This window comes from Streptomyces sp. NBC_00158 (assembly GCF_045160885.1).
In the GTDB taxonomy this organism is placed as follows: Bacteria; Actinomycetota; Actinomycetes; order Streptomycetales; family Streptomycetaceae; genus Streptomyces.
In genome coordinates this window covers 3,000,693-3,023,310 of the sequence record NZ_CP108161.1, presented here as the reverse complement: position 1 = coordinate 3,023,310, position 22,618 = coordinate 3,000,693, and the positions used below count along the sequence as shown (strand labels likewise).

Annotated in this window: 19 protein-coding genes; 15 read left to right on the top strand and 4 right to left on the bottom strand. The window is 71.2% G+C overall.

Annotated features, from left to right (window positions below; genetic code table 11):
* The first annotated feature begins 591 nt into the window (after window positions 1–591).
* From OG553_RS13750 to nuoN, 14 genes are all read left to right on the top strand, one after another.
* Complete coding sequence (locus OG553_RS13750) at window positions 592–951, top strand: NADH-quinone oxidoreductase subunit A (RefSeq protein ID WP_045946775.1); 360 nt, start codon at window positions 592–594, stop codon at window positions 949–951.
* A 15-nt stretch (window positions 952–966) separates the two neighbouring features.
* A complete protein-coding gene (locus tag OG553_RS13745) occupies window positions 967–1,521 on the top strand; it encodes an NADH-quinone oxidoreductase subunit B family protein (protein WP_007265818.1) in 555 nt (184 codons plus the stop codon).
* Complete coding sequence (locus tag OG553_RS13740) at window positions 1,518–2,240, top strand: NADH-quinone oxidoreductase subunit C (protein ID WP_405979250.1); 723 nt, start codon at window positions 1,518–1,520, stop codon at window positions 2,238–2,240. Before OG553_RS13745 ends, OG553_RS13740 begins: the two co-directional genes overlap by 4 nt.
* On the top strand, window positions 2,240–3,565 hold the full coding sequence (locus tag OG553_RS13735) for an NADH-quinone oxidoreductase subunit D (protein ID WP_405979249.1): 1,326 nt from the start codon (window positions 2,240–2,242) through the stop codon (window positions 3,563–3,565). The genes OG553_RS13740 and OG553_RS13735 overlap by 1 nt, the downstream gene beginning before the upstream one ends.
* On the top strand, window positions 3,562–4,302 hold the full coding sequence (gene nuoE / locus OG553_RS13730) for an NADH-quinone oxidoreductase subunit NuoE (protein WP_405979248.1): 741 nt from the start codon (window positions 3,562–3,564) through the stop codon (window positions 4,300–4,302). The genes OG553_RS13735 and nuoE overlap by 4 nt, the downstream gene beginning before the upstream one ends.
* Window positions 4,299–5,681, top strand: coding sequence for an NADH-quinone oxidoreductase subunit NuoF (gene nuoF, locus OG553_RS13725; RefSeq protein ID WP_405979247.1), 1,383 nt, complete (start codon window positions 4,299–4,301; stop codon window positions 5,679–5,681). Before nuoE ends, nuoF begins: the two co-directional genes overlap by 4 nt.
* Before the next feature lie 67 nt (window positions 5,682–5,748).
* On the top strand, window positions 5,749–8,250 hold the full coding sequence (locus OG553_RS13720; protein WP_405979246.1) for an NADH-quinone oxidoreductase subunit G: 2,502 nt from the start codon (window positions 5,749–5,751) through the stop codon (window positions 8,248–8,250).
* Complete coding sequence (nuoH, locus tag OG553_RS13715; protein WP_405979245.1) at window positions 8,247–9,644, top strand: NADH-quinone oxidoreductase subunit NuoH; 1,398 nt, start codon at window positions 8,247–8,249, stop codon at window positions 9,642–9,644. Before OG553_RS13720 ends, nuoH begins: the two co-directional genes overlap by 4 nt.
* On the top strand, window positions 9,637–10,263 hold the full coding sequence (gene nuoI, locus OG553_RS13710; RefSeq protein WP_405979244.1) for an NADH-quinone oxidoreductase subunit NuoI: 627 nt from the start codon (window positions 9,637–9,639) through the stop codon (window positions 10,261–10,263). Before nuoH ends, nuoI begins: the two co-directional genes overlap by 8 nt.
* Entirely contained in the window at window positions 10,260–11,072 is an 813-nt protein-coding gene (locus OG553_RS13705) for an NADH-quinone oxidoreductase subunit J (protein WP_405979243.1), read from the top strand. Before nuoI ends, OG553_RS13705 begins: the two co-directional genes overlap by 4 nt.
* Window positions 11,069–11,368 carry an NADH-quinone oxidoreductase subunit NuoK gene (gene nuoK, locus OG553_RS13700; protein ID WP_007265827.1) on the top strand — a complete coding sequence of 100 codons (300 nt, stop codon included), beginning with the start codon at window positions 11,069–11,071 and terminating at the stop codon, window positions 11,366–11,368. Before OG553_RS13705 ends, nuoK begins: the two co-directional genes overlap by 4 nt.
* Window positions 11,369–11,380: 12 nt before the next feature.
* Window positions 11,381–13,276 carry an NADH-quinone oxidoreductase subunit L gene (gene nuoL / locus OG553_RS13695; protein ID WP_405979242.1) on the top strand — a complete coding sequence of 632 codons (1,896 nt, stop codon included), beginning with the start codon at window positions 11,381–11,383 and terminating at the stop codon, window positions 13,274–13,276.
* A gap of 1 nt (window position 13,277) precedes the next feature.
* Window positions 13,278–14,864, top strand: coding sequence for an NADH-quinone oxidoreductase subunit M (locus tag OG553_RS13690; protein ID WP_405979241.1), 1,587 nt, complete (start codon window positions 13,278–13,280; stop codon window positions 14,862–14,864).
* Window positions 14,861–16,507, top strand: coding sequence for an NADH-quinone oxidoreductase subunit NuoN (gene nuoN / locus OG553_RS13685; protein ID WP_405979240.1), 1,647 nt, complete (start codon window positions 14,861–14,863; stop codon window positions 16,505–16,507). The genes OG553_RS13690 and nuoN overlap by 4 nt, the downstream gene beginning before the upstream one ends.
* A gap of 76 nt (window positions 16,508–16,583) precedes the next feature.
* Here the strand turns inward: nuoN and OG553_RS13680 are convergent, their stop codons facing one another.
* The 3 genes from OG553_RS13680 to fahA all read right to left on the bottom strand — a co-directional run bounded on the left by OG553_RS13680 (window position 16,584) and on the right by fahA (window position 19,253).
* Window positions 16,584–17,210: a hypothetical protein gene (locus OG553_RS13680; RefSeq protein WP_405979239.1), complete on the bottom strand. Its 627-nt coding sequence runs from the start codon at window positions 17,208–17,210 to the stop codon at window positions 16,584–16,586.
* A 102-nt stretch (window positions 17,211–17,312) separates the two neighbouring features.
* Complete coding sequence (locus OG553_RS13675; RefSeq protein ID WP_405979238.1) at window positions 17,313–17,936, bottom strand: hypothetical protein; 624 nt, start codon at window positions 17,934–17,936, stop codon at window positions 17,313–17,315.
* Window positions 17,937–18,029: 93 nt separating this feature from the next.
* Window positions 18,030–19,253 (bottom strand): fumarylacetoacetase, encoded by a 1,224-nt coding sequence (gene fahA / locus OG553_RS13670; protein ID WP_405979237.1) that lies wholly within the window; start codon window positions 19,251–19,253, stop codon window positions 18,030–18,032.
* A 141-nt stretch (window positions 19,254–19,394) separates the two neighbouring features.
* Between fahA and OG553_RS13665 the strand changes: the two genes are divergently transcribed.
* Window positions 19,395–20,204 carry an HAD family hydrolase gene (locus tag OG553_RS13665; protein WP_405979236.1) on the top strand — a complete coding sequence of 270 codons (810 nt, stop codon included), beginning with the start codon at window positions 19,395–19,397 and terminating at the stop codon, window positions 20,202–20,204.
* A 404-nt stretch (window positions 20,205–20,608) separates the two neighbouring features.
* On the opposite strand, the gene OG553_RS13660 is transcribed toward OG553_RS13665, so the two are convergent.
* Complete coding sequence (locus OG553_RS13660) at window positions 20,609–22,615, bottom strand: CocE/NonD family hydrolase (RefSeq protein ID WP_405979235.1); 2,007 nt, start codon at window positions 22,613–22,615, stop codon at window positions 20,609–20,611.
* Window positions 22,616–22,618: the final 3 nt, after the last annotated feature.

The following is a 22,618-nucleotide window of genomic DNA, read 5'->3' as shown; positions in this document are numbered from 1 at the left end:
TTGGCCAAGCCCCCTTTTCGCGGGCCCCTTCCGACGTGACGCAGGTCACAGTTACCTGCCGCCGTGAGGTGGTCGTGGCCCGTCCGTGATCCGACCGTGAACTTGCCGCGCGGTTCGTGAACGGATGCACAGGATCCCTCCCCGGATCCGACCGGCGGTGACTTCCGGCCACCCTGTCCACTCCCGTACGTACGGAGTCCCCCGGGCGAGGGACCCGCGTTCCCTTATCACTTGGGCGGCGGAGCCGCCAATTTGCCTGCACTGCCCATCATTTGATAGGGCACCACCCCTTTCACCTGCACCTACGGGCCCGGATGTCACCTTTGGTGATCATGTGGATGCCTTGAGTGCGAAGATCACCACTCATCGGGCTTCATGATCGTTCGTCAGGTGGTGGAGATCACAAACTCGGTGTTGTTACCCGTGTCGCAGATCACAGACCGGCAGGCATAAGATGCGCACCAGTCCGGCTTGTGAACTGCCTCACATGCGATCGGTCCCTGTTCGAAGGGGCGGCCCTTCGAGGGGGCGGGGCACTCGGTGCCGGCGCAGCGGTCCAACGGTCAAGGACGACTGGAAGGAGCGAGGAGCGTGAATGCGTACGCACCCATCCTCGTGCTCGGCGCCATCGGCGCAGGGTTTGCGATCTTCTCCGTGGTCATGGCCACGCTGATCGGCCCAAAACGGTACAACCGGGCGAAGCTCGAAGCCTACGAGTGCGGCATCGAGCCCACCCCGATGCCCGCCGGCGGCGGTCGCTTCCCCATCAAGTACTACCTGACGGCGATGCTCTTCATCGTCTTCGACATCGAGATCGTCTTCCTCTACCCCTGGGCGGTCACCTTCGACTCCCTGGGGATCTTCGGGCTCGTCGAGATGCTGCTCTTCGTGCTCACCGTCTTCGTCGCCTACGCATACGTGTGGCGCCGCGGCGGCCTGGAATGGGACTGAGGGGCTGAATTTCCCATGGGACTGGAAGAGAAGCTGCCGAGCGGATTTCTGCTCACCACCGTCGAACAGGCCGCGGGCTGGGTGCGCAAGTCATCCGTCTTCCCGGCCACCTTCGGCCTCGCCTGCTGCGCCATCGAGATGATGACCACCGGTGCCGGCCGCTACGACCTGGCCCGCTTCGGCATGGAGGTCTTCCGCGGCTCCCCGCGCCAGGCCGACCTGATGATCGTGGCGGGACGCGTCAGCCAGAAGATGGCGCCGGTGCTGCGCCAGGTCTACGACCAGATGCCCGCCCCCAAGTGGGTCATCTCCATGGGCGTGTGCGCCTCTTCGGGCGGGATGTTCAACAACTACGCGATCGTCCAGGGCGTCGACCACATCGTCCCGGTGGACATCTACCTGCCCGGCTGCCCGCCCCGCCCCGAGATGCTGATGGACGCGATCCTCAAGCTCCACCAGAAGATCCAGGGCTCGAAGCTCGGCGTGAACCGGGAAGAGGCGGCGCGCGAGGCGGAGGAGGCGGCCCTCAAGGCCCTCCCCACCATCGAGATGAAGGGGCTCCTCCGTTGAGCGACGACCCGGCCGTCGAGAACGGCAACAACGTCCCCGCTCCCCGGGCCGGCTCCGGACCCGAGGTGATCGGCGTCCGCAAGGGCATGTTCGGCAGCGGGAACGGCGGCGACACCAGCGGCTACGGCGGCCTCGTGCGCACCGTGGTCCTGCCCGGCGCGAGCAGCCGCCCCTACGGTTCGTACTTCGACGAGGTCGTCGACGAGCTGGAGGGCGCCCTGGAGGAGCAGGACCTGCTCCCGCAGAACGCGATCGAGAAGACCGTCGTCGACCGCGGGGAACTGACCCTCCACATCGCGCGCGAGCACCTCGTCCGCGTCGCCGCCACCCTGCGCGACGACCCGGCGCTGCGCTTCGAGCTGTGCACCGGGGTGTCGGGGGTCCACTTCCCCGGCGACAAGGGCCGCGAGCTGCACGCCGTCTACCACCTGCGCTCGCTCACCCACGGCCGGATCCTGCGGCTGGAGGTGTCCGTCCCGGACGGCGACCCGCACCTGCCCTCGCTCGTCAGCGTCTACCCGACGAACGACTGGCACGAGCGCGAGGCCTACGACTTCTTCGGCCTGGTCTTCGACGGCCACCCGGCCCTCACCCGGATCATGATGCCGGACGACTGGCAGGGCTTCCCCCAGCGCAAGGACTACCCGCTCGGCGGCATCGCCGTCGAGTACAAGGGCGCCCAGATCCCGGCTCCCGACCAGCGGAGGTCGTACAGCTGATGTCAACGTCAAACCACGCGTCCTCCCGCGAGACGACCGAGGGCACCGTCTACACGGTCACCGGCGGCGACTGGGACGAGGTCGTCCGGTCGGCGGCCAAGGCGGACGACGAGCGCATCGTCGTCAACATGGGCCCGCAGCACCCCTCCACCCACGGAGTGCTCCGGCTGATCCTGGAGATCGACGGCGAGACCGTCACCGAGGCCCGCTGCGGCATCGGCTACCTGCACACCGGCATCGAGAAGAACCTCGAATTCCGGAACTGGACGCAGGGCACCACCTTCGTGACGCGCATGGACTACCTGACGCCGTTCTTCAACGAGACGGCGTACTGCCTCGGCGTCGAGAAGCTCCTCGGCATCACCGACCAGGTCCCGGACCGCGCCACCGTCATCCGCGTCCTGCTGATGGAGCTCAACCGGCTCTCCTCGCACCTGGTGTGCATCGCCACCGGCGGCATGGAGCTCGGCGCGACCACGATCATGATCTACGGGTTCCGGGACCGCGAGCTGATCCTCGACGTCTTCGAGCTGATCACCGGCCTGCGCATGAACCACGCCTTCATCCGCCCCGGCGGCCTCGCCCAGGACCTGCCCCCCGGCGCGGTCGACCAGCTGCGCGAGTTCGTCAAGACGATGAAGAAGAACCTGCCGGAGTACGACAAGCTCGCCACCGGCAACCCCATCTTCAAGGCCCGCATGCAGGACGTCGGCTACCTCGACCTCACCGGCTGCATGGCCCTCGGCGCCACCGGCCCGATCCTGCGCTCGGCCGGCCTGCCGCACGACCTGCGCAAGACCGACCCGTACTGCGGCTACGAGGACTACGAGTTCGACGTCCCCACCACCGAGAGCTGCGACTCCTACGGGCGGTTCCTGATCCGCCTGGAGGAGATGCGCCAGTCGCTGCGGATCGTCGAGCAGTGCCTGGACCGGCTGGAGCCGGGCCCGGTCATGGTCGCCGACAAGAAGATCGCCTGGCCGGCGCAGCTCGCCATGGGCCCGGACGGCCTCGGCAACTCCCTCGACCACATCAAGAACATCATGGGCACCTCCATGGAGGCCCTCATCCACCACTTCAAGCTGGTGACCGAGGGCTTCCGGGTCCCCGCCGGACAGGCCTACGCGGCCGTCGAGTCCCCCAAGGGAGAACTCGGCGTGCACGTCGTCTCCGACGGCGGCACCCGCCCCTACCGGGTCCACTTCCGCGACCCGTCCTTCACCAACCTCCAGGCCATGGCCGCGATGTGCGAGGGCGGCCAGGTCGCCGACGTCATCGTGGCCGTCGCCTCCATCGACCCCGTGATGGGAGGCGTCGACCGATGACCGAGATTTCGCTGGGCATGCCCCAGCTGCCCGCCCCCGACTACCCGGCGGAGGTGCGCGAGCGGCTGGCGGCCGACGCCGCCGACGTCATCGCCCGCTACCCCGACAGCCGCTCCGCGCTGCTGCCGCTGCTGCACCTGACGCAGTCCGAGGACGGCTACGTCTCCCGCACCGGCATCCGCTTCTGCGCCGAGACGCTGGGCCTGACCACGGCCGAGGTCACCGCCGTCGCCACCTTCTACACGATGTACCGCCGCAAGCCCTCCGGGGACTACCAGGTCGGCGTGTGCACCAACACCCTGTGCGCGGTGATGGGCGGCGACGCCATCTTCGACGAGCTCAAGCAGCACCTGGGCGTCGGCAACAACGAGACCACCGCCGACGGCAAGGTGACGCTGGAACACATCGAGTGCAACGCGGCCTGCGACTACGCGCCCGTGGTGATGGTCAACTGGGAGTTCTTCGACAACCAGACCCCCGAGTCCGCCAAGGCGCTCGTCGACGACCTGCTCGCGGGCCGCCCGGTCGAGCCGACCCGGGGCGCGCCGCTGTGCACGTACAAGGAGACCGCCCGGATCCTGGCGGGCTTCCCCGACGAGCGCGAGGGCGCGGTCGAGGCGAGCGGCGGAGCGGGCCCCGCCTCCCTGATCGGCCTGCGCATCGCACGCGGCGAGTCCGCGCACGCACCGATCGTGCACCCGCGCGGAGAGGCGCGTACCGAAGGAGGGGAGGGATGACCGTGTCATCCAAGGAAAGTCATGGGGGCACCTCCCAGCCGGAGGCTGGGGGAGGGACGAGTCCGGAGAAGCTGCTCTCGCCCGTCCTGTCGGCGTTCTGGGACGAACCCGAGTCCTGGACGCTGGAGACCTACCGGCGCCACGAGGGCTACGAGGGCCTGCGCAAGGCCCTCGCGATGACCCCGGACGAGGTGATCGCGTACGTCAAGGACTCCGGTCTGCGCGGACGCGGCGGCGCGGGCTTCCCCACCGGAATGAAGTGGCAGTTCATCCCGCAGGGCGACGGAAAGCCGCACTACCTCGTCGTGAACGCGGACGAGTCGGAGCCGGGTACCTGCAAGGACATCCCCCTCCTCTTCGCGAATCCGCACTCCCTCGTCGAGGGAATGATCATCGCCTGTTACGCGATCCGGTCGGAGCACGCCTTCATCTACCTGCGCGGCGAGACGGTCCCCGTGCTGCGGCGGCTGCACGAGGCCGTGCGGGAGGCCTACGCCGCCGGATACCTCGGCAAGGACATCGACGGCACCGGCCGCAACCTCGACATCACGGTGCACGCGGGCGCGGGCGCGTACATCTGCGGCGAGGAGACGGCACTGCTCGACTCCCTCGAAGGCCGACGCGGTCAGCCCCGGCTCCGTCCCCCCTTCCCCGCCGTCGAGGGGCTCTACGCGTGCCCCACTGTCGTCAACAACGTCGAGTCCATCGCCTCGGTTCCCGCGATCCTGAACAAGGGCAAGGACTGGTTCAAGGCGATGGGGACGGAGAAGTCCCCCGGCTTCACCCTCTACTCGCTGTCCGGGCACGTCTCCGGCCCCGGCCAGTACGAGGCCCCCCTCGGCATCACCCTGCGCCAGCTCCTCGACATGAGCGGCGGGATGCGCCCCGGGCACCGGCTGAAGTTCTGGACCCCCGGCGGCTCCTCCACCCCCATGTTCACGGACGAGCACCTCGACGTCCCCCTCGACTACGAGGGCGTCGGCGCCGCCGGCTCCATGCTCGGCACCAAGGCGCTCCAGTGCTTCGACGAGACCACCTGCGTGGTCCGAGCCGTCACCCGCTGGACCGAGTTCTACGCCCACGAGTCCTGCGGCAAGTGCACCCCCTGCCGCGAGGGCACGTACTGGCTCGTCCAACTGCTGCGCGACATCGAGGCCGGCAAGGGCGTCATGTCCGACCTCGACAAGCTGAACGACATCGCCGACAACATCAACGGCAAGTCCTTCTGCGCGCTCGGCGACGGCGCGGCCAGCCCGATCTTCTCCTCGCTGAAGTACTTCCGCGAGGAGTACGAGCAGCACGTCACCGGCAAGGGCTGCCCTTTCGATCCTCGAAGGTCCACGCTCTGGGCCGACGCCCAGCCGGAGGCGGCGCGATGACCCAGGCACGCGGCAGCGGCCCCGCCGCTGCGACCCCAGCCCCCACGACTCACCAGGAGGTGGCCGCATGACCGTCACCACGTCCGCCGGCCCCTCCGCCGGAGAGCCGGCCCCTCCGCCGGAGAACACCGTTTCGCTGACCATCGACGGGATCGAGCTCTCCGTGCCCAAGGGCACGCTCGTCATCCGGGCGGCCGAACAGCTCGGCATCGAGATCCCCCGGTTCTGCGACCACCCCCTCCTCGACCCGGCCGGCGCCTGCCGGCAGTGCATCGTCGAGGTCGAGGGCCAGCGCAAGCCGATGGCCTCCTGCACCATCACCTGCACCGACGGCATGGTCGTCAAGACCCAGCTGACCTCGCAGGTCGCCGACAAGGCCCAGCGCGGGGTGATGGAGCTGCTGCTCATCAACCACCCCCTGGACTGCCCCGTCTGCGACAAGGGCGGCGAGTGCCCCCTGCAGAACCAGGCCATGTCCCACGGCAACGCCGAATCCCGGTTCGAGGGGAAGAAGCGGACCTACGAGAAGCCGGTCCCGATCTCCACGCAGGTGCTCCTGGACCGCGAGCGGTGCGTGCTGTGCGCGCGCTGCACCCGCTTCTCCAACCAGGTCGCCGGCGACCCGATGATCGAACTCGTCGAGCGCGGCGCGCTCCAGCAGGTGGGCACCGGCGAGGGCGACCCGTTCCAGTCGTACTTCTCCGGCAACACCATCCAGATCTGCCCCGTCGGCGCCCTCACCTCGGCCGCCTACCGGTTCCGCTCCCGCCCCTTCGACCTCGTCTCCTCCCCGAGCGTGTGCGAGCACTGCGCGGGCGGCTGCGCGACCCGGACCGACCACCGGCGCGGCAAGGTCCTGCGCCGCCTCGCCGCCGAGGACCCCGAGGTCAACGAGGAGTGGGTCTGCGACAAGGGCCGCTTCGCGTTCCGGTACGCGCAGCGCCCCGACCGGCTGACCACCCCGCTGGTGCGCGGCACCGACGGGGTGCTCGCCCCGGCGAGCTGGCCCGAGGCGCTGGAGGCCGCGGCCGCCGGGCTCACGGCCGCGCGCGGCCGGGCGGGCGTCCTGACGGGCGGCCGGCTGACCGTCGAGGACGCGTACGCCTACGCCAAGTTCGCCCGCGTGGTGCTCGACACCAACGACATCGACTTCCGGGCCCGGGTGCACAGCGCGGAGGAGACCGAGTTCCTGGCGGCCGCCGTCGCCGGCACCGGCAAGGACCTCGACGGCACGGGCGTCACGTACGCCTCCCTGGAGGCGGCCCCCGCGGTGCTCCTCGTCGGCATCGAGGCCGAGGAGGAGGCCCCCGGGGTCTTCCTGCGGCTGCGCAAGGCCCACCGCAAGCACAAGCAGCGGACCTTCGCCCTCGCCCCCTTCGCCACCCGCGGCCTCACCAAGGCCGGCGGCACCCTGCTCGCCGCCGCCCCGGGCACCGAGCCGGAGTGGCTCGACGCCCTCGCCACCCGCACCGGGCTGGAGGCGGGCGGCTCCGAGGCAGCCGAGGCCCTCCGGCAGTCCGGCGCCGTCATCGTCGTCGGGGAGCGCCTCGCCGGCGTGCCCGGCGCGCTGACCGCCGCCGTGCGCACCGCCACCGCCACCGGCGCCCGACTGGTGTGGATCCCGCGCCGGGCCGGGGAGCGGGGCGCCGTCGAGGCGGGCGCGCTGCCGTCCCTGCTGCCCGGCGGCCGCCCGGCCGGCGACCCGCGGGCCCGCCAGGAGGTCGCCGCCGCCTGGGGGCTGGAGGAACTCCCGCACCGCTACGGCCGCGACACCGGGCAGATCGTCGAGGCCGCCGCCACCCGGGAGCTGTCGGCCCTGCTGGTCGCGGGCGTCGAGGTCGCCGACCTGCCCGACCCGGAGCGTGCCCGCACCGCGCTGAAGGAGGCCTTCGTGGTCTCCCTGGAGCTGCGCCCCGGCGAGGTCACCGATCACGCGGACGTGGTGCTGCCGGTCGCCGCCGTCGTGGAGAAGGCCGGCACGTTCATCAACTGGGAGGGCCGGGTCCGCCCGTTCGAGGCGGCCCTCAAGCCCGACCAGATGACCCGCCGCCTGGCCCCCGCCGACGCCCGCGTGCTGCACATGCTGGCCGACGCCGCCGACCGGCCCCTCGCACTGCCCGACGTGCACGCCGTACGCCGGGAGCTGGAGCGGCTCGGCCCGTGGGAGGGGGAGCTCGCGCCCGAGCGGTCCACCGCCCCCGAGCCGCTGCCCCGGCCCGGCACCGGCGAGGCGGTCCTCGCCGGACACCGGCTGCTGCTGGACCTCGGCCGGCTCCAGGAGGGCGACGACGCCCTCGCCGGGACCCGGCACGAGGCCTGCGCCCGCCTCTCGGCCGACACCGCCGCCGAGACCGGCGTCAAGGACGGCGACGTGCTCGCCGTCACCGGCCCGGCGGGTGTGGTGGAACTCCCGCTCCGGATCACCGAGATGCCCTTCCGGGTGGTGTGGCTGCCGCTGAACTCCACCGGCTCCGGCGTCCTCGCCGACACCGGGGCCCGCCCCGGAACCCTCGTACGGATCGGCCCGGCCGGGACCGCCGCCGCGGCCGGAGCGGAGGTACGACCGTGACCCACCTCGCCCAGCTCGCGGCCCAGCCGCAGCACCTCCTGGCCGCCGAGGACCTGTCCCTGTTCGGCAGGGACGTCTGGTGGCTGGTCCTCCTCAAGGCGGTGTTCTGCTTCGCCTTCCTGATGGTGACCGTGCTCTTCTCCATCGTGTGGGAGCGCAAGGTCGTCGCCTGGATGCAGCTGCGCATCGGCCCCAACCGGCACGGCCCCTGGGGCATGCTCCAGTCGCTCGCCGACGGCGTGAAGCTGATGCTGAAGGAAGACCTCGTCGTCAAGCGCGCCGACAAGGTCGTCTACGTCCTGGCGCCGATCATCGCGGCGATCCCGGCGTTCATGGCCATCGCGGTGATCCCGTTCGGCCCATCGGGCAACGAGGTGTCCATCTTCGGGCAGCGCACCACGATGCAGCTGACCGACCTGCCGATCGCGATGCTGTACGTCCTCGCGGTCGCCTCGGTCGGCATCTACGGCATCGTCCTCGCCGGCTGGTCCTCGGGCTCCACGTACCCGCTGCTCGGCGGTCTGCGCTCCTGCGCGCAGATGATCTCGTACGAGATCGCGATGGGCGCCGCGTTCGCTTCGGTGTTCCTCTACTCCGGGTCGATGTCGACCTCGGCGATCGTGGAGGCGCAGGCGGACCGCTGGTACATCGTGCTGCTGCCGGTGTCCTTCATCATCTACGTCGTCACCATGGTCGGCGAGACGAACCGGGCCCCCTTCGACATGCCGGAGTCCGAGGGCGACCTCGTCGGCGGCTTCAACACCGAGTACTCCTCCATCAAGTTCGCGCTGTTCATGCTGGCCGAGTACGTCAACATGGTCACCGTCTCCGCGGTCTCGGTCACCCTGTTCCTGGGCGGCTGGCGGGCCCCGGCGCCGATCTCCACGTACTGGGAGGGCGCGAACCACGGCTGGTGGCCGATGCTCTGGTTCGTCCTCAAGGTGCAGCTGCTGCTGTTCTTCTTCATCTGGCTACGCGGCACCCTCCCGCGCGTGCGCTACGACCAGCTGATGAAGCTCGGCTGGAAGGTGCTGATCCCGGTCTCCGTGGTCTGGCTGATGCTGGTCGCCACCGTCCGGGCGCTGCGCAACGAGCGCTACGACTTCAGCGAGATCGTCCTGTACGTCGGCGGCGCGGTCATCGCGATCCTGCTGATCTCCTCCGTCGCCGACCACTTCAGGGACCGGCGGGAGAAGACGGCCGCGGCCGAGGCCGGGAAGGCCGCCGCGGCCGAGCCCTTCGACCCGATGGCGGGCGGCTTCCCCGTACCGCCCAAGCCCGGCCAGCACCTGGCACCCGTACCGCGCCGACGTCCCCGCGGCGAGCGGGAGCTGATTGTCAGTGGCGGGGCGAATACTGACAGTGACCGAGAGGAGGGTGCTGACAATGTCTGACGCGGACCAGAGCGAGAAGTGGCAGAACCCGGTGGCCGGCTTCGGCGTGACCTTCAAGGCCATGTTCAAGAAGCGGCTCACCGAGCAGTACCCGGAGCAGCAGAAGACCACCGCTCCGCGCTTCCACGGGCGGCACCAGCTCAACCGCCACCCCGACGGTCTGGAGAAGTGCATCGGGTGCGAACTGTGCGCCTGGGCCTGCCCCGCCGACGCGATCTACGTGGAGGGCGCGGACAACACCGAGGAGGAGCGCTACTCCCCGGGCGAGCGGTACGGGCGGGTCTACCAGATCAACTACGCCCGCTGCATCCTGTGCGGGCTGTGCATCGAGGCGTGCCCGACGCGCGCGCTGACGATGACGAACGAGTTCGAACTGGCCGACGCCAGCCGCGAGTCCCTGATCTACACCAAGGAGCAGCTCCTCGCCGGGCTGACCGAGGGCATGGTCGAGGCCCCGCACTCGGTCTTCCCGGGCACCGACGAGCAGGACTACTACCGGGGTCTGGTGACGGGCGCCGCCCCGGGCACGGTCCGGCAGGTGGCGGTCTCCAAGGGCGAGACGCCCGAGGGGGACACGGCGGGGGCCGGGGCCGGCCAGGCCGAGGAGGTCGGGGCATGAGCGCCATCGCCGCGGCCGCCACCGCCACCTCCACCGGCGAGGCCGTGCAGTTCTGGGTGCTCGGCACGATCGCCGTCGTCGGCGCGCTGTGCACGATCCTGATGAAGAAGGCCGTGCACAGTGCCCTGTGCCTCGCCGGGACGATGATCATCCTGGCGGTCTTCTACCTCGCCAACGGGGCCTACTTCCTGGGCGTGGTCCAGGTCGTCGTCTACACCGGCGCCATCATGATGCTGTTCCTCTTCGTGGTCATGCTCGTCGGCGTCACCGCCGCGGACTCCCTGAAGGAGACCATCAAGGGGCAGCGCTGGCTGGCCGCCCTGTGCGGGCTCGGCTTCGGCATCCTGCTGATCGCCGGCATCGGCAACGCGGGCCTCACCCACTTCAACGGACTCGGCAAGGTCAACTCCGCCGGGCACGTCGAGGGCCTCGCCGAACTGATCTTCACCCGTTACATCTTCGCCTTCGAGATCACCGGCGCCCTGCTGATCACGGCGGCCGTCGGCGCGATGGTGCTCACCCACCGCGAGCGCACCGAGCGGGCCGCCACGCAGCGCGAGCTCGCCGAGAAGCGCGTACGCGAGGGCGTGCAGCTCCCGCCGCTGCCGGCCCCCGGCGTCTACGCCCGGCACAACGCCGTGGACGTCGCAGGCCTGCTCCCGGACGGCACCCCGTCCGAGCTGACCGTCAACAAGACGCTGCGCGCCCGCGGCCAGATCCGCGACGTGTCCGGCCAGGCCCTGGACGACCTCAAGGCGCTGGAGCAGGCCTCCGCGGAGCGCCTCGGCCGAGAGGAGGCATCGAAGTGAATCCGGTCAACTACCTGTACCTGGCCGCCCTGCTGTTCACCATCGGCGCGGCCGGCGTGCTCATCCGGAAGAACGCGATCGTGCTGTTCATGTGCGTCGAGCTGATGCTCAACGCCTGCAACCTCGCCTTCGTGACCTTCTCCCGGATGCACGGCAACCTCGACGGCCAGATCATCGCGTTCTTCACGATGGTCGTCGCTGCCGCGGAGGTCGTGGTGGGCCTCGCGATCATCGTGTCGCTGTTCCGTACCCGCCACTCGGCCTCGGTCGACGACGCCAGCCTGATGAAGCTGTAAGGGGCGTTCACAGTGGAGAATCTGATTGCGCTGCTGGTGGCGGCGCCCCTGCTCGGAGCGGCGGTGCTGCTGTGCGGCGGCCGGCGCCTCGACAAGGCCGGCCACTGGATCGGCACCCTGCTCGCGGCCGTCTCCTTCGGCATCGGCGTCGTCCTCTTCGCCGGCATGCTGGGGCGCGGGGCCGAGGACCGGGCCCTGCACCAGCGGCTGTTCAGCTGGGTGCCGGTGGAGGGCTTCCAGGCGGACATCGCCTTCCAGCTGGACCAGCTGTCGATGACCTTCGTCCTGCTGATCTCCGGGGTGGGCACGCTCATCCACGTGTACTCGATCGGGTACATGGAGCACGACGAGCGCCGCCGCCGCTTCTTCGGCTACCTCAACCTGTTCGTCGCGGCGATGCTGCTGCTCGTCCTCGCCGACAACTACCTGCTGCTGTACTTCGGCTGGGAGGGCGTCGGCCTCGCCTCCTACCTCCTGATCGGCTTCTGGCAGCACAAGCCCAGCGCGGCCACCGCCGCGAAGAAGGCCTTCCTGGTCAACCGGGTCGGCGACATCGGCCTGTCGATCGCGATCATGCTGATGTTCACCACCTTCGGGACCTTCGCCTTCGGCCCGGTGCTGGCGTCCGTCGGCGAGACGGGCGAGGGCACGCTGACGGCGATCGGCCTGATGCTGCTGCTCGCCGCCTGCGGCAAGTCGGCGCAGGTGCCGCTGCAGTCCTGGCTCGGTGACGCGATGGAGGGCCCGACCCCGGTCTCGGCCCTGATCCACGCGGCCACCATGGTCACCGCCGGCGTCTACCTGATCGTCCGCTCCGGGGCCATCTTCAACGGGGCGCCCGACGCCCAGCTCGTCACCACCGTCGTCGGCGCGGTCACGCTCCTCTTCGGTGCGATCGTCGGTTGCGCGAAGGACGACATCAAGAAGGCCCTCGCCGGATCGACGATGTCGCAGATCGGCTACATGATCCTGGCCGCCGGCCTCGGCCCTATCGGCTACGTCTTCGCGATCATGCACCTGGTCACGCACGGCTTCTTCAAGGCCGGCCTCTTCCTCGGCGCGGGCTCGGTCATGCACGGCATGAACGACGAGGTCGACATGCGCAAGTACGGCGCCCTGCGCACGTACATGCCGGTCACCTTCGTCACCTTCGGCCTCGGCTACCTCGCGATCATCGGCTTCCCCGGCCTGTCCGGCTTCTTCTCCAAGGACATGATCATCGAGGCGGCCTTCGCCAAGGGCGGCACCCAGGGCTGGATCCTCGGCGGGGTCGCCCTGCTCGGCGCCGGCATCACCGCCTTCTACATGACCCGCGTCATGCTCCTCACCTTCTTCGGCGAGAAGCGCTGGCAGCCCGACGCAGAGGGCCACGAGCCGCACCCGCACGAGTCCCCGAAGTCCATGACCATCCCGATGATCATCCTGGCGTTCGGGTCGGTCTTGGCCGGCGGCTTCTTCGAGATCGGCGAACGCTTCCTGAACTGGCTGGAGCCCGTCACCGGCTACGAACACGGCCACCCGCCGGTCAGCGCCATGGCCGTCACCGCCTCCACCATGGTCGTCCTCATCGCCGGCGTCGCCATCGCCTGGTCGATGTACGGCCGCCGGCCCGTCCCGGTCGTCGCCCCGCGCGGCTCCTTCCTCACCCGGGCCGCCCGCCGCGACCTGTTCCAGGACGACATCAACCACGTGGTCCTCGTCCGCGGCGGCGAGCACCTGACCCGCTCCCTCGTCTACCTCGACCACAGCGTGGTCGACGGAGTGGTCAACGGCACGGCCGCCTCGGTCGGCGGGCTCTCCGGCCGACTGCGCAAGCTGCAGAACGGCTACGCCCGCAGCTACGCGGTGTCGATGTTCGGGGGCACGGCGATCCTCATCGCCGCGACCCTGCTGATGAGGGCGGTGTGAGATGAGTTTCCCGCTACTGACACTGACGGCCGCGGTCCCCGCGGCCGGCGCGATCCTCACGGCGGCCGTCCCGGCCGCCCGCCGGACCGTCGCCAAATGGCTCGCGCTGCTGTTCTCGCTCGCGACACTGGCCCTGGCCGTACTGGTCGCCGTCCGCTTCGAACCCGGCGGGGACCGCTACCAGCTCACCGAGTCCCACGCCTGGATCGCCGACTTCGGCGTCCGCTACGAACTGGGCGTCGACGGCATCGGCGTGGCGCTCATCGCCCTCACCGCGCTGCTGATCCCCTTCGTGATCGTGGCCGGCTGGCACGACGCCGACCCGCTGGAGACCCAGTCCTCCCGCTGGCGCCCGACCCAGGGCTTCTTCGCCCTGATCCTGCTGGTCGAGGCGATGGTGGTGATCTCCTTCGAGGCCACCGACGTCTTCCTCTTCTACATCTTCTTCGAAGCCATGCTCATCCCGATGTACTTCCTCATCGGCGGCTTCGGAGACCGCGCCCACGCCGGCACCGACGAGAACGCCGCCGTGCAGCGCTCGTACGCGGCGGTCAAGTTCCTCCTCTACAACCTCGTCGGCGGCCTGATCATGCTCGCCGCCGTCATCGGGCTGTACGTCGTCGCCGGGAACTTCTCCCTCCAGGAGATCGCCGAGGCCCGCGCCGCGGGCACCCTCGACATGGCCACCAACACCGAGCGGCTGCTCTTCCTCGGCTTCTTCTTCGCCTTCGCCGTGAAGGCCCCGCTGTGGCCGCTGCACACCTGGCTGCCCAACGCCATGGGGGAGTCCACAGCCCCCGTCGCCGTGCTCATCACCGCGATCGTCGACAAGGTCGGCACCTTCGCGATGCTCCGCTTCTGCCTCGGACTCTTCCCCGAGGCCAGCAAGTGGGCCACCCCGGTGATCCTCGTACTGGCGCTGATCAGCATCGTCTACGGCGCACTGCTCGCCGTCGGCCAGCGCGACATCAAGCGGCTGATCGCCTACGCCTCGATCTCCCACTTCGGCTTCATCATCCTGGGCGTCTTCGCGATGACCTCCCAGGGCCAGTCCGGAGCCACCCTCTACATGGTCAACCACGGGATCTCCACGGCGGCCCTGATGCTCGTCGCCGGATTCCTGATCTCCCGGCGCGGCTCCCGCCTCATCGCCGACTACGGCGGCGTCCAGAAGGTCGCCCCGGTCCTCGCCGGCACCTTCCTGATCGGCGGCCTCGCCACCCTGTCCCTGCCCGGCCTCGCCCCCTTCGTCAGCGAGTTCCTCGTCCTCGTCGGCACCTTCGCCCGCTACCCGGTCGTCGGGATCATCGCCACCGTCGGGATCGTCCTCGCCGCCCTGTACACGCTGGTCCTCTACCAGCGCACCATGACCGGCCCCGTGAAGGAGGAGGTCCGCACCATGCCGGACCTGCGCGCACGGGAACTGCTGGTGGTCGCCCCGCTGATCGCGCTGCTGATCGGACTGGGCGTCTACCCGAGGGTGCTCACCGACATCGTCAACCCGGCGGTGGAGCACACCATGTCGGACGTGAAGCAGACGGACCCGAAGCCCGAGGTCACCGTCCAGAACGTGGAGGCGGCCAAGTGATCGCTGCCCAGAGCCTGCTGACCCTGGCGGCCGAAGGACCGGCCGACCGGATCCCGGCCCCGCACATCGAATACGCCCAGCTCGCGCCCACGCTGATCGTGGTGGGCGCGGCCGTCCTCGGAGTCCTCGTCGAGGCCTTCGTCCCCCGTAAGTCCCGCTACTACGTGCAGGTGTTCCTCGCCGTCGCCGCACTGGCCGCCGCCTTCGCGGCGGTCGTCGGCCTCGCCGCCGGCGGCTACGGCAGCACCAAGGCGCACGTCGCGGCCATGGGCGCCATCGCCGTCGACGGCCCGGCGCTCTTCCTCCAGGGCACCATCCTGCTGGCCTCCGTCGTCGCGGTGTTCACCTTCGCCGAGCGCCGCCTCGACCCCAAGGCGCACGGCAAGCGGGTGGACTCCTTCGCCGCCCAGGCCGCGTCCGTACCGGGCAGCGAAAGCGAGAAGGCCGCCGTCAAGGCCGGCTTCACCACCACCGAGGTGTTCCCGCTGGCGATGTTCGCGGTCTCCGGCATGCTGATCTTCCCGGCCGCCGACGACCTGCTGACCCTGTTCATCGCGCTGGAGGTCTTCTCCCTCCCGCTCTACCTGCTCTGCGCCCTCGCCCGCCGCCAGCGGCTGATGTCGCAGGAGGCCGCGGTCAAGTACTTCCTCCTCGGCGCCTTCTCCTCGGCCTTCCTCCTCTTCGGCATCGCGCTGCTCTACGGCTACGCCGGCTCGGTCTCCTACGCGGTGATCGCCGACGTCGTCGACGGCACCGTCGCGCGCATCGACCCGGCGCTCGCCTCCACCATGGGCAACGACGCGCTGCTGCTCATCGGCGGCGCGCTGATCCTGATGGGCCTGCTGTTCAAGGTCGGCGCGGTCCCGTTCCACATGTGGACCCCGGACGTCTACCAGGGCGCCCCGACCCCCGTCACGGGGTTCATGGCGGCGGCGACCAAGGTGGCCGCGTTCGGCGCGCTGCTGCGGCTGCTGTACGTGGTGCTGCCCGGCCTGCGGTGGGACTGGCGGCCGGTGATGTGGGGCGTCGCGATCGTCACGATGCTCGCGGGCGCGGTCATCGCGGTGACCCAGACGGACGTGAAGCGGCTGCTGGCGTACTCCTCCATCGCGCACGCCGGGTTCATCCTGGCCGGCGTGATCGCCACCTCGGAGGAGGGAGTCAAGTCCGTCCTGTTCTACCTGGGCGCGTACTCCTTCGTGACGATCGGCGCCTTCGCGGTGGTCACGCTGGTGCGCGACGCGGGCGGCGAGGCGACGCACCTGTCGAAGTGGGCCGGCCTGGGGCGGCGTTCGCCGCTGACGGCGGCCGTCTTCGCGGTGTTCCTGCTGGCCTTCGCCGGTATCCCGCTGACCTCCGGCTTCGCCGGCAAGTTCGCGGTGTTCAAGGCGGCGGCGGAGGGCGGGGCCGGGGCGCTGGTCGTCGTCGGTGTCATCTCGTCGGCGATCGCCGCGTTCTTCTACATCCGGGTGATCGTGCTGATGTTCTTCAGCGAGCCGAAGGCCGACGGGCCGACGGTGGCCGTGCCCTCGCCGCTGACGATGACCACCATCGCGGTGGGCGTCGCGGTCACCCTGGTCCTGGGTCTGGCCCCGCAGTACTTCCTGGACCTGGCGGGACAGGCGAGCACGTTCGTGCGCTGATCCGGTACCCGCCTTCGCGTACGGAAGGGCCCGGCCCCCTCGGGGGGCCGGGCCCTTCGCCGTGTGTGCGGGGCCGCTAGTGGCCGTGCGCGTGCGCCGGGGTGGCGGCGGTGCCGGTGGCCGGGGTCTTCTTCGGGGGACAGGTGAACGCGGGGTTCCAGTTGTGGAAGCGGCCGGCCGGGTTGTCCGCGTACGCCCACATGTGGAGGTCGTAGTGCTTGGGCATGCCCGCCCAGTGGCCGGGCATCGGGCCGTCGAACGGCAGCCCGAACATGGTGGGCCGGTCGTCGGTGGTCTTCAGGTCCTGGTCCCGGTCGGCGGACATCCACTCCACCGTCTGGAGCTTGCGGCGGCCCTTGCTGTCCTTGGCGGTGCTGTAGAGGAGCGCGGTCGGCCTGGCCGGGTCCGTCGAACCCCAGTTGGACTCCTTGACGTAGTGGTAGCCCATGGTGCCGACCCCGAACGGGTTGTTCATGCACTCCTCGCCGTGCGGGACGTACCCGTCCTTGAGGGCCTCCCGCTCGTCCACGTACTTGGCGGTCACCGCCATCGCCGTGGCCATGTCGCGCATCGCCTTCGCGTTGCGGGGGTCGGGCGCGGGGCCGTCGACCGCCTGCGCCGCCGGGGGCAGGGCGACCAGGACCAGGGACGCGCCGGCGAGGGCACAGGCGAGCAGGGCCTTCGGGCTGCGGTGCACGGACATGGGAGCTCCTGGTGGTTCGGGGCCTGTCCCGGAGGGGCTGTCGTTCGTCCACCTTCGCGGCGGGGCCGCGGGCGTGCACGCGGCGGGATGCCAAACGGGGGGTCAGGAAGGCGCGGCGGCCGGGGGAGCGGCGGGCGCGGCGGCACCGGGAGCGGCGGGCGCGGTGGCGGGTGCGGCGGGGCGCGGCCGGGTGGTGCCGGGGCGGCAGACGACCTTCGGGTTGAACGGCTCGAACCGCCCGGAGGGGTTCCGCTTCCACAGCCACAGGTGCAGCGAGTAGTGCACCTTCTGGCCCGCGTACCGGGCGGGCAGCGGCCCGCGGAAGGGCTGCCCGAACAGGGAGGGGCGGTCGTCGTCGGTGTCGGTGCGGCCGTCGCGGTCCACGACCATCCATTCGAGGCCGGCCAGCTTCCAGTGCCCGGCGCCGTCGCCCTCGTAGAGCAGGGCCGTGGGCTTCTTGGGGTCGGTGGAGCCGTCGTAGGCATGGTTGAAGTGCGGGTAGCCGAGGGCTCCTCCGCCCTCACCCGGGTTGACCACGCAGTACTGGTCGGGGACGTAGCCGGCGGCGACGGCCAGCCGGTGGTCGCGGTACTTGGCGGTCGCCATGAACGTCGCGGCCAGCTGGGCGGTGGGCGTGGCCGTCGGGGTGGCGGGGGCCGCGCCGAGGGTGAGGGAGGCGGTGGCGGCGAGGGCGAGGGGGGCGAGCTTCGCGGTACGAGGGGCCATGCGAGCAGGGTCGCCTCGGCCCCGGACCCCCGCCACCCGGGCGGAGCGGGCGGAGTAGGGGGCCGGCGCGTCCGCGGCCCCCCTGTCCGTCCGTCAGGCGGCCGTGATGCGGCCGGTGACCTCGCCGAGGCCGACGCGGGTGCCGTCCGCGCCGGGCGCCCACGCGGTGAGGGTGACGGTGTCGCCGTCCTCCAGGAAGGTGCGCTTGCCGTCGGCGAGCTCGACGGCGTCACGGCCGTTCCAGGTGAGCTCCAGCAGGGAGCCGCGCTCGTCGACCTCGGGGCCGCTGACCGTGCCGGAGCCGTACACGTCGCCGGTGCGCAGCGAGGCGCCGTTGACGGTCATGTGGGCCAGCTGCTGGGCGGCCGTCCAGTACATCGACGCGAACGGCGGCCGGGCCACCTCCTGCCCGTTGATGGACACCGTGATGTGCAGGTCGAAGCCGCCGGGGCGGTCGACCTCGGAGTCGTCCAGGTAGGGCAGCAGCGGGAAGTCCCGGGCGGGCGGGGCGACGCGGGCGGCGTCCAGGGCCTCCAGGGGGGTCACCCAGGCGGAGACGGAGGTCGCGAAGGACTTGCCGAGGAAGGGGCCGAGCGGCACGTACTCCCAGGCCTGGATGTCGCGCGCGGACCAGTCGTTGAGGAGGAACAGCCCGAAGACGTGGTCCTCGAAGTCGCCGAGCGCGACCGGACGGCCCATCTGCGAGGGGGTGCCGACGACGAAGCCGACCTCGGCCTCGATGTCGAGCTTCACGGACGGCCCGAAGACCGGCGCGGGGTCGGTGGGCGCCTTGCGCTGGCCGGAGGGCCGCACCACGTCGGTGCCGGAGACCACGATCGTTCCGGACCGGCCGTGGTAACCGATCGGCAGGTGCTTCCAGTTGGGGGTGAGCGCGTCCCCGTCCGGGCGGAAGATCCGCCCGACGTTGGTGGCGTGGTGCTCGCTCGCGTAGAAGTCGACGTAGTCGGCGACCTCGTACGGCAGGTGCAGCTCCACCGCGTCGAGCGGCAGCAGGTGCGGCTCGACGGTCTCGCGGTGACCGGGGTCGGTGACCCAGGCGGTCAGCGCGCGGCGCACGTCGCGCCAGGCGGTGCGGCCGGCGGCCAGCAGCGGGTTCAGCGAACCCTGGGCGAGCAGCCCGGCGTACGGGGACCCGAGCGCGACGGCCACGGCCCCCGCGTCGAGCACGTGCCCGCCGATGCGCACGCCGACCCGGCGGCGCTCCGGCTCCGCCGGGGTGGAGAAGACGCCGTAGGGGAGGTTGTGCGGCCCGAACGGGTCGCCCTCGGGAACATCGAGGGGGCTCTGCTGGGGCATGGGGTGCTGCCTCGCTTTCGAGGGGGTCCGGGGGTGTCCCGGGGGCTGGCTGACACGTTACGTGGCTGGTGGGGTCTGTGGGAGGCCGGATTAGGGCCATATTCATAGGACTTGTCCGAGGGGGTCCGTATCCTTGGCGCCGTGACTTCCGCCCTCCCCTATGCCTTGATCGCCACCGACCTGGACGGGACTCTGCTGCGCGCCGGTGACACCGTCTCCGCCCGCTCGTGCGCGGCGCTCGCGACGGCGCACGCGGCCGGCGCCCGGCACATCGTCGTCACCGGGCGCCCCGTCCCACAGATCCGCCACGTCCTGGACGACCTTGGTTACTCGGGGCTCGCGGTGTGCGGGCAGGGCGCGCAGGTGTACGACGCGGCGCGCGGGATCCTGCTGCACTCCGTCGCGATGGACCGGGGCCTGGCCGAGGTGGCGCTCGGGAAGATCGAGGCGGAGATCGGCGAGGTGTACGTGGCCGTGAACCAGGAGGGGCTGGACGCGGAGATGCTGGTGGGTCCGGGCTACCGGATGCCGCACCCGCACCTGCCGATGGTCCGGGTCCGGGGGCGCGGCGAGCTGTGGTCGTCGCCGATCAACAAGGTGCTGCTCCAGCACCCGCGGCTGGACGACGACGAACTGACGCGGGTGGCGCGGTCGGTGGTCGGGGACCTGGTGAACGTCACGATGGCGGGGGAGCACACGGTGGAACTCCAGCCGCCGGGCGTCGACAAGGCGACGGGGCTCGCGCGGGCGGCGTCGGTCCTGGAGCTGGCGGCGGAGTCGACGATCGCCTTCGGCGACATGCCGAACGACATCCCGATGTTCGAGTGGGCCGCCCACGGAGTGGCCATGGCCGACGCCCACCGCGAGCTGGTCGCCGTCGCGGACGAGGTCACCCTCTCGAACGAGGCGGACGGCATCGCGGTGGTCCTGGAGCGGCTGTTCGCCTTTTGAACGCGCCGCCCGCGCGGCTCGGCCCCTGGGGGGCCTCCCGGGCTTCGCGCCGCTGCGACGGCCTCCGGCCGCCGGGCCCCGGGCGGGGTCCCCTACCCGCCCTTCCGCCGTTCCCAGGGGCTCCGCCCCTGACCCCGTCGCCTCAAACGCCGACGGGGCTATAAGTAGCCCCGCCGGCGTTTGAGGCGCGGGGGTGCGGGGGCGGAGCCCCCGCAAGGGGTCCGGGCGCAGCCCGGGGAACGGGCGAAGGGCGGGGCGGGGTGCAGCCCGCGCAGCGGCACGCGGCCCGCACCCGGCACGCGGCCCGCACCCGGCACGCGGCCCGCACCCGGCACGCGGCCCGCACCCGGCACGCGGCCCGCACCCGGCACAGGCCACGGAACCCGGACCGCGTCAAGAAGGGCTCAGCCCGCCGCGCGGGGCAGGCGGCGCTGCCAGGTGCGGTGGAAGACGATCTCTTCGCCCTCGCGGCAGACGACCTCGTTCGACGTGAGGAAGCCGCCCTCGTCGCACGAGATCTCCGACCGGGTCTCCACCCGCGCGTCCCAGCCGTCCTCCGGCCGGTGCAGCCGGATCCGCCATTCGGAGAGGGTGCGGGCGGAGAGGGGGTCCGACTGCTGGATCTCGTAGACCTCCGCCGCGTCCTCCTCGTACTCCAGCCCGTCCGGGTACACCCGCGTCCCCCCGTACCGGGGGTCCACCTCCAGCCGCCACAGCCCGCGCGCGACGTCCCGTACGACCACCCGCTCCGGACGCGGCGCGTCCAGCGTCTCCGGGTGCACCACCCCCAGCGGCTCGGCCTGCTCCGGCGGTTCGAAGGCGATCCCCGCGTCGAGGGGGGAGTCCGCGCCGCGGACGGGGAGCTCCAGGGTGCTGTCCGCGGGGTCGAGGGTCCAGCCGGCCTCCGAGCCGGCCCGGGGCCAGATCCACGGCCAGTACGCGGAGGACACCGCGAGCCGGATCCGGTGCCCCGGCGGGAAGGCGTGGCCGATGCCGTTCAGCTCGAAGGTGACGTCCTCGTACGCGCCCGCCCGCCACGGCACCGCCCGGTCCCGCCCCTGCCGCGCCGACAGGTTCAGCGCGCCCCGGGTGACCAGCGTGGACGCCCCTTCGGGGGCGACGTCGCAGAGCCGGGCCACGACCTGCCCGTACGGGACGTCCATCCGCAGCCGCAGGGTGACCGAGGGCCGGCCGAGGATCTCCACGGGCTCGCCGTCGGGCACCGGGAACTCGAAGCAGGCCGACTTCGCGTCCTCCTCCCGCTGGTCCGGCGGCAGGTCGGCGTCGTTGCCGAAGGGGAAGAAGCGCCCGGCGTCCAGCCCGGTGTGCTGCGGCGAGGCGACGCTCACGGGCGCGCCCTGGAGCCCGTACGAGACGGGGACGACGGAGGGGGAGGGCCAGGCCTTCTCGCCGGCCCAGCGCCCCGGGAGCCGCTCGTACGTGGTCGCGGGCGGGTGCGAGCCGCTGATCCAGGCGCGCAGCAGGGGTTCGTCCATCACCCCGTTGTCGGCGCCCTTGAGCCAGTGGTCCCACCAGCGCAGGGTTTCCTGGAGGAAGCCGATCGCCGGTCCCGGCGGCAGCCCCCGGTCGGGGTACTGGTGCGACCAGGGGCCGATCAGGCCGCGTACCCGGGAGGCGGGCAGGCGGGAGACCAGCCGCAGCACCGTGTCCCGGTAGGGGTCGTGCCAGCCGCCGACGGCGAGGACGGCCGCGCCGATGGCCGCGTAGTCCTCGCAGACGCTGCCGTGCCGCCAGTAGGCGTCGCGGGTCTGGTGCGAGAGCCAGGTGTGGATCAGCGGCTCCACGCCCTCCAGCCGGTCCAGCCACATCTGGCGCCAGCCGTCGCCCGCGTAGCGCGGGTCCGGGGGGCGGGAGGCGAAGGCCAGCATGGTGGCGGCCCAGGCGTGCATGTCCACGGCCAGTACCGATCCGCCCATGTAGTGGACGTCGTTGTCGTAGCGGTCGTCCGTGGAGCAGACGGTGACGACGGCCTTCAGCGCCTCGGGCGCCAGGGCGGCGATCTGGAGGCTGTTGAAGCCGCCCCAGGAGATCCCGAACATGCCCACCGCCCCCGTGCACCAGGGCTGGGCCGCCAGCCATTCCACCACCGCGACCCCGTCGGCCAGTTCCCGTGCGTCGTACTCGTCGCCGGGCCGGCCCCCGCTGCACCCGTGGCCGCGTACGTCCACGCGTACGGAGGCGTAGCCGTGTCCGGCGTACCAGGGGTGGCGCTGGCGGTCGCGGGGCGCGGTCCAGTCGGTGAGCCGGTAGGGGAGGTACTCCAGCAGGGCGGGCACGGGCCCGTCCGTCACCGGGCGCCAGATCCGGGCGTACAGCTCGACGCCGTCCGGCATCGGGATCCGGACATCCTCGTGGGTGGTGGCGTACGGGAAGTCGGTACGGATGATCATCGG

Coding starts and splice junctions, on each gene's coding strand:
- OG553_RS13745 (WP_007265818.1), top strand. CDS start 967: ATGGGACTGGAAGAGAAGCTGCCGAGCGGATTTCTGCTCACCACCGTC.
- OG553_RS13735 (WP_405979249.1), top strand. CDS start 2,240: ATGTCAACGTCAAACCACGCGTCCTCCCGCGAGACGACCGAGGGCACC.
- nuoE (WP_405979248.1), top strand. CDS start 3,562: ATGACCGAGATTTCGCTGGGCATGCCCCAGCTGCCCGCCCCCGACTAC.
- nuoF (WP_405979247.1), top strand. CDS start 4,299: ATGACCGTGTCATCCAAGGAAAGTCATGGGGGCACCTCCCAGCCGGAG.
- OG553_RS13720 (WP_405979246.1), top strand. CDS start 5,749: ATGACCGTCACCACGTCCGCCGGCCCCTCCGCCGGAGAGCCGGCCCCT.
- nuoI (WP_405979244.1), top strand. CDS start 9,637: ATGTCTGACGCGGACCAGAGCGAGAAGTGGCAGAACCCGGTGGCCGGC.
- OG553_RS13705 (WP_405979243.1), top strand. CDS start 10,260: ATGAGCGCCATCGCCGCGGCCGCCACCGCCACCTCCACCGGCGAGGCC.
- OG553_RS13690 (WP_405979241.1), top strand. CDS start 13,278: ATGAGTTTCCCGCTACTGACACTGACGGCCGCGGTCCCCGCGGCCGGC.
- OG553_RS13680 (WP_405979239.1), bottom strand. CDS start 17,210: ATGTCCGTGCACCGCAGCCCGAAGGCCCTGCTCGCCTGTGCCCTCGCC.
- OG553_RS13675 (WP_405979238.1), bottom strand. CDS start 17,936: ATGGCCCCTCGTACCGCGAAGCTCGCCCCCCTCGCCCTCGCCGCCACC.
- fahA (WP_405979237.1), bottom strand. CDS start 19,253: ATGCCCCAGCAGAGCCCCCTCGATGTTCCCGAGGGCGACCCGTTCGGG.
- OG553_RS13660 (WP_405979235.1), bottom strand. CDS start 22,615: ATGATCATCCGTACCGACTTCCCGTACGCCACCACCCACGAGGATGTC.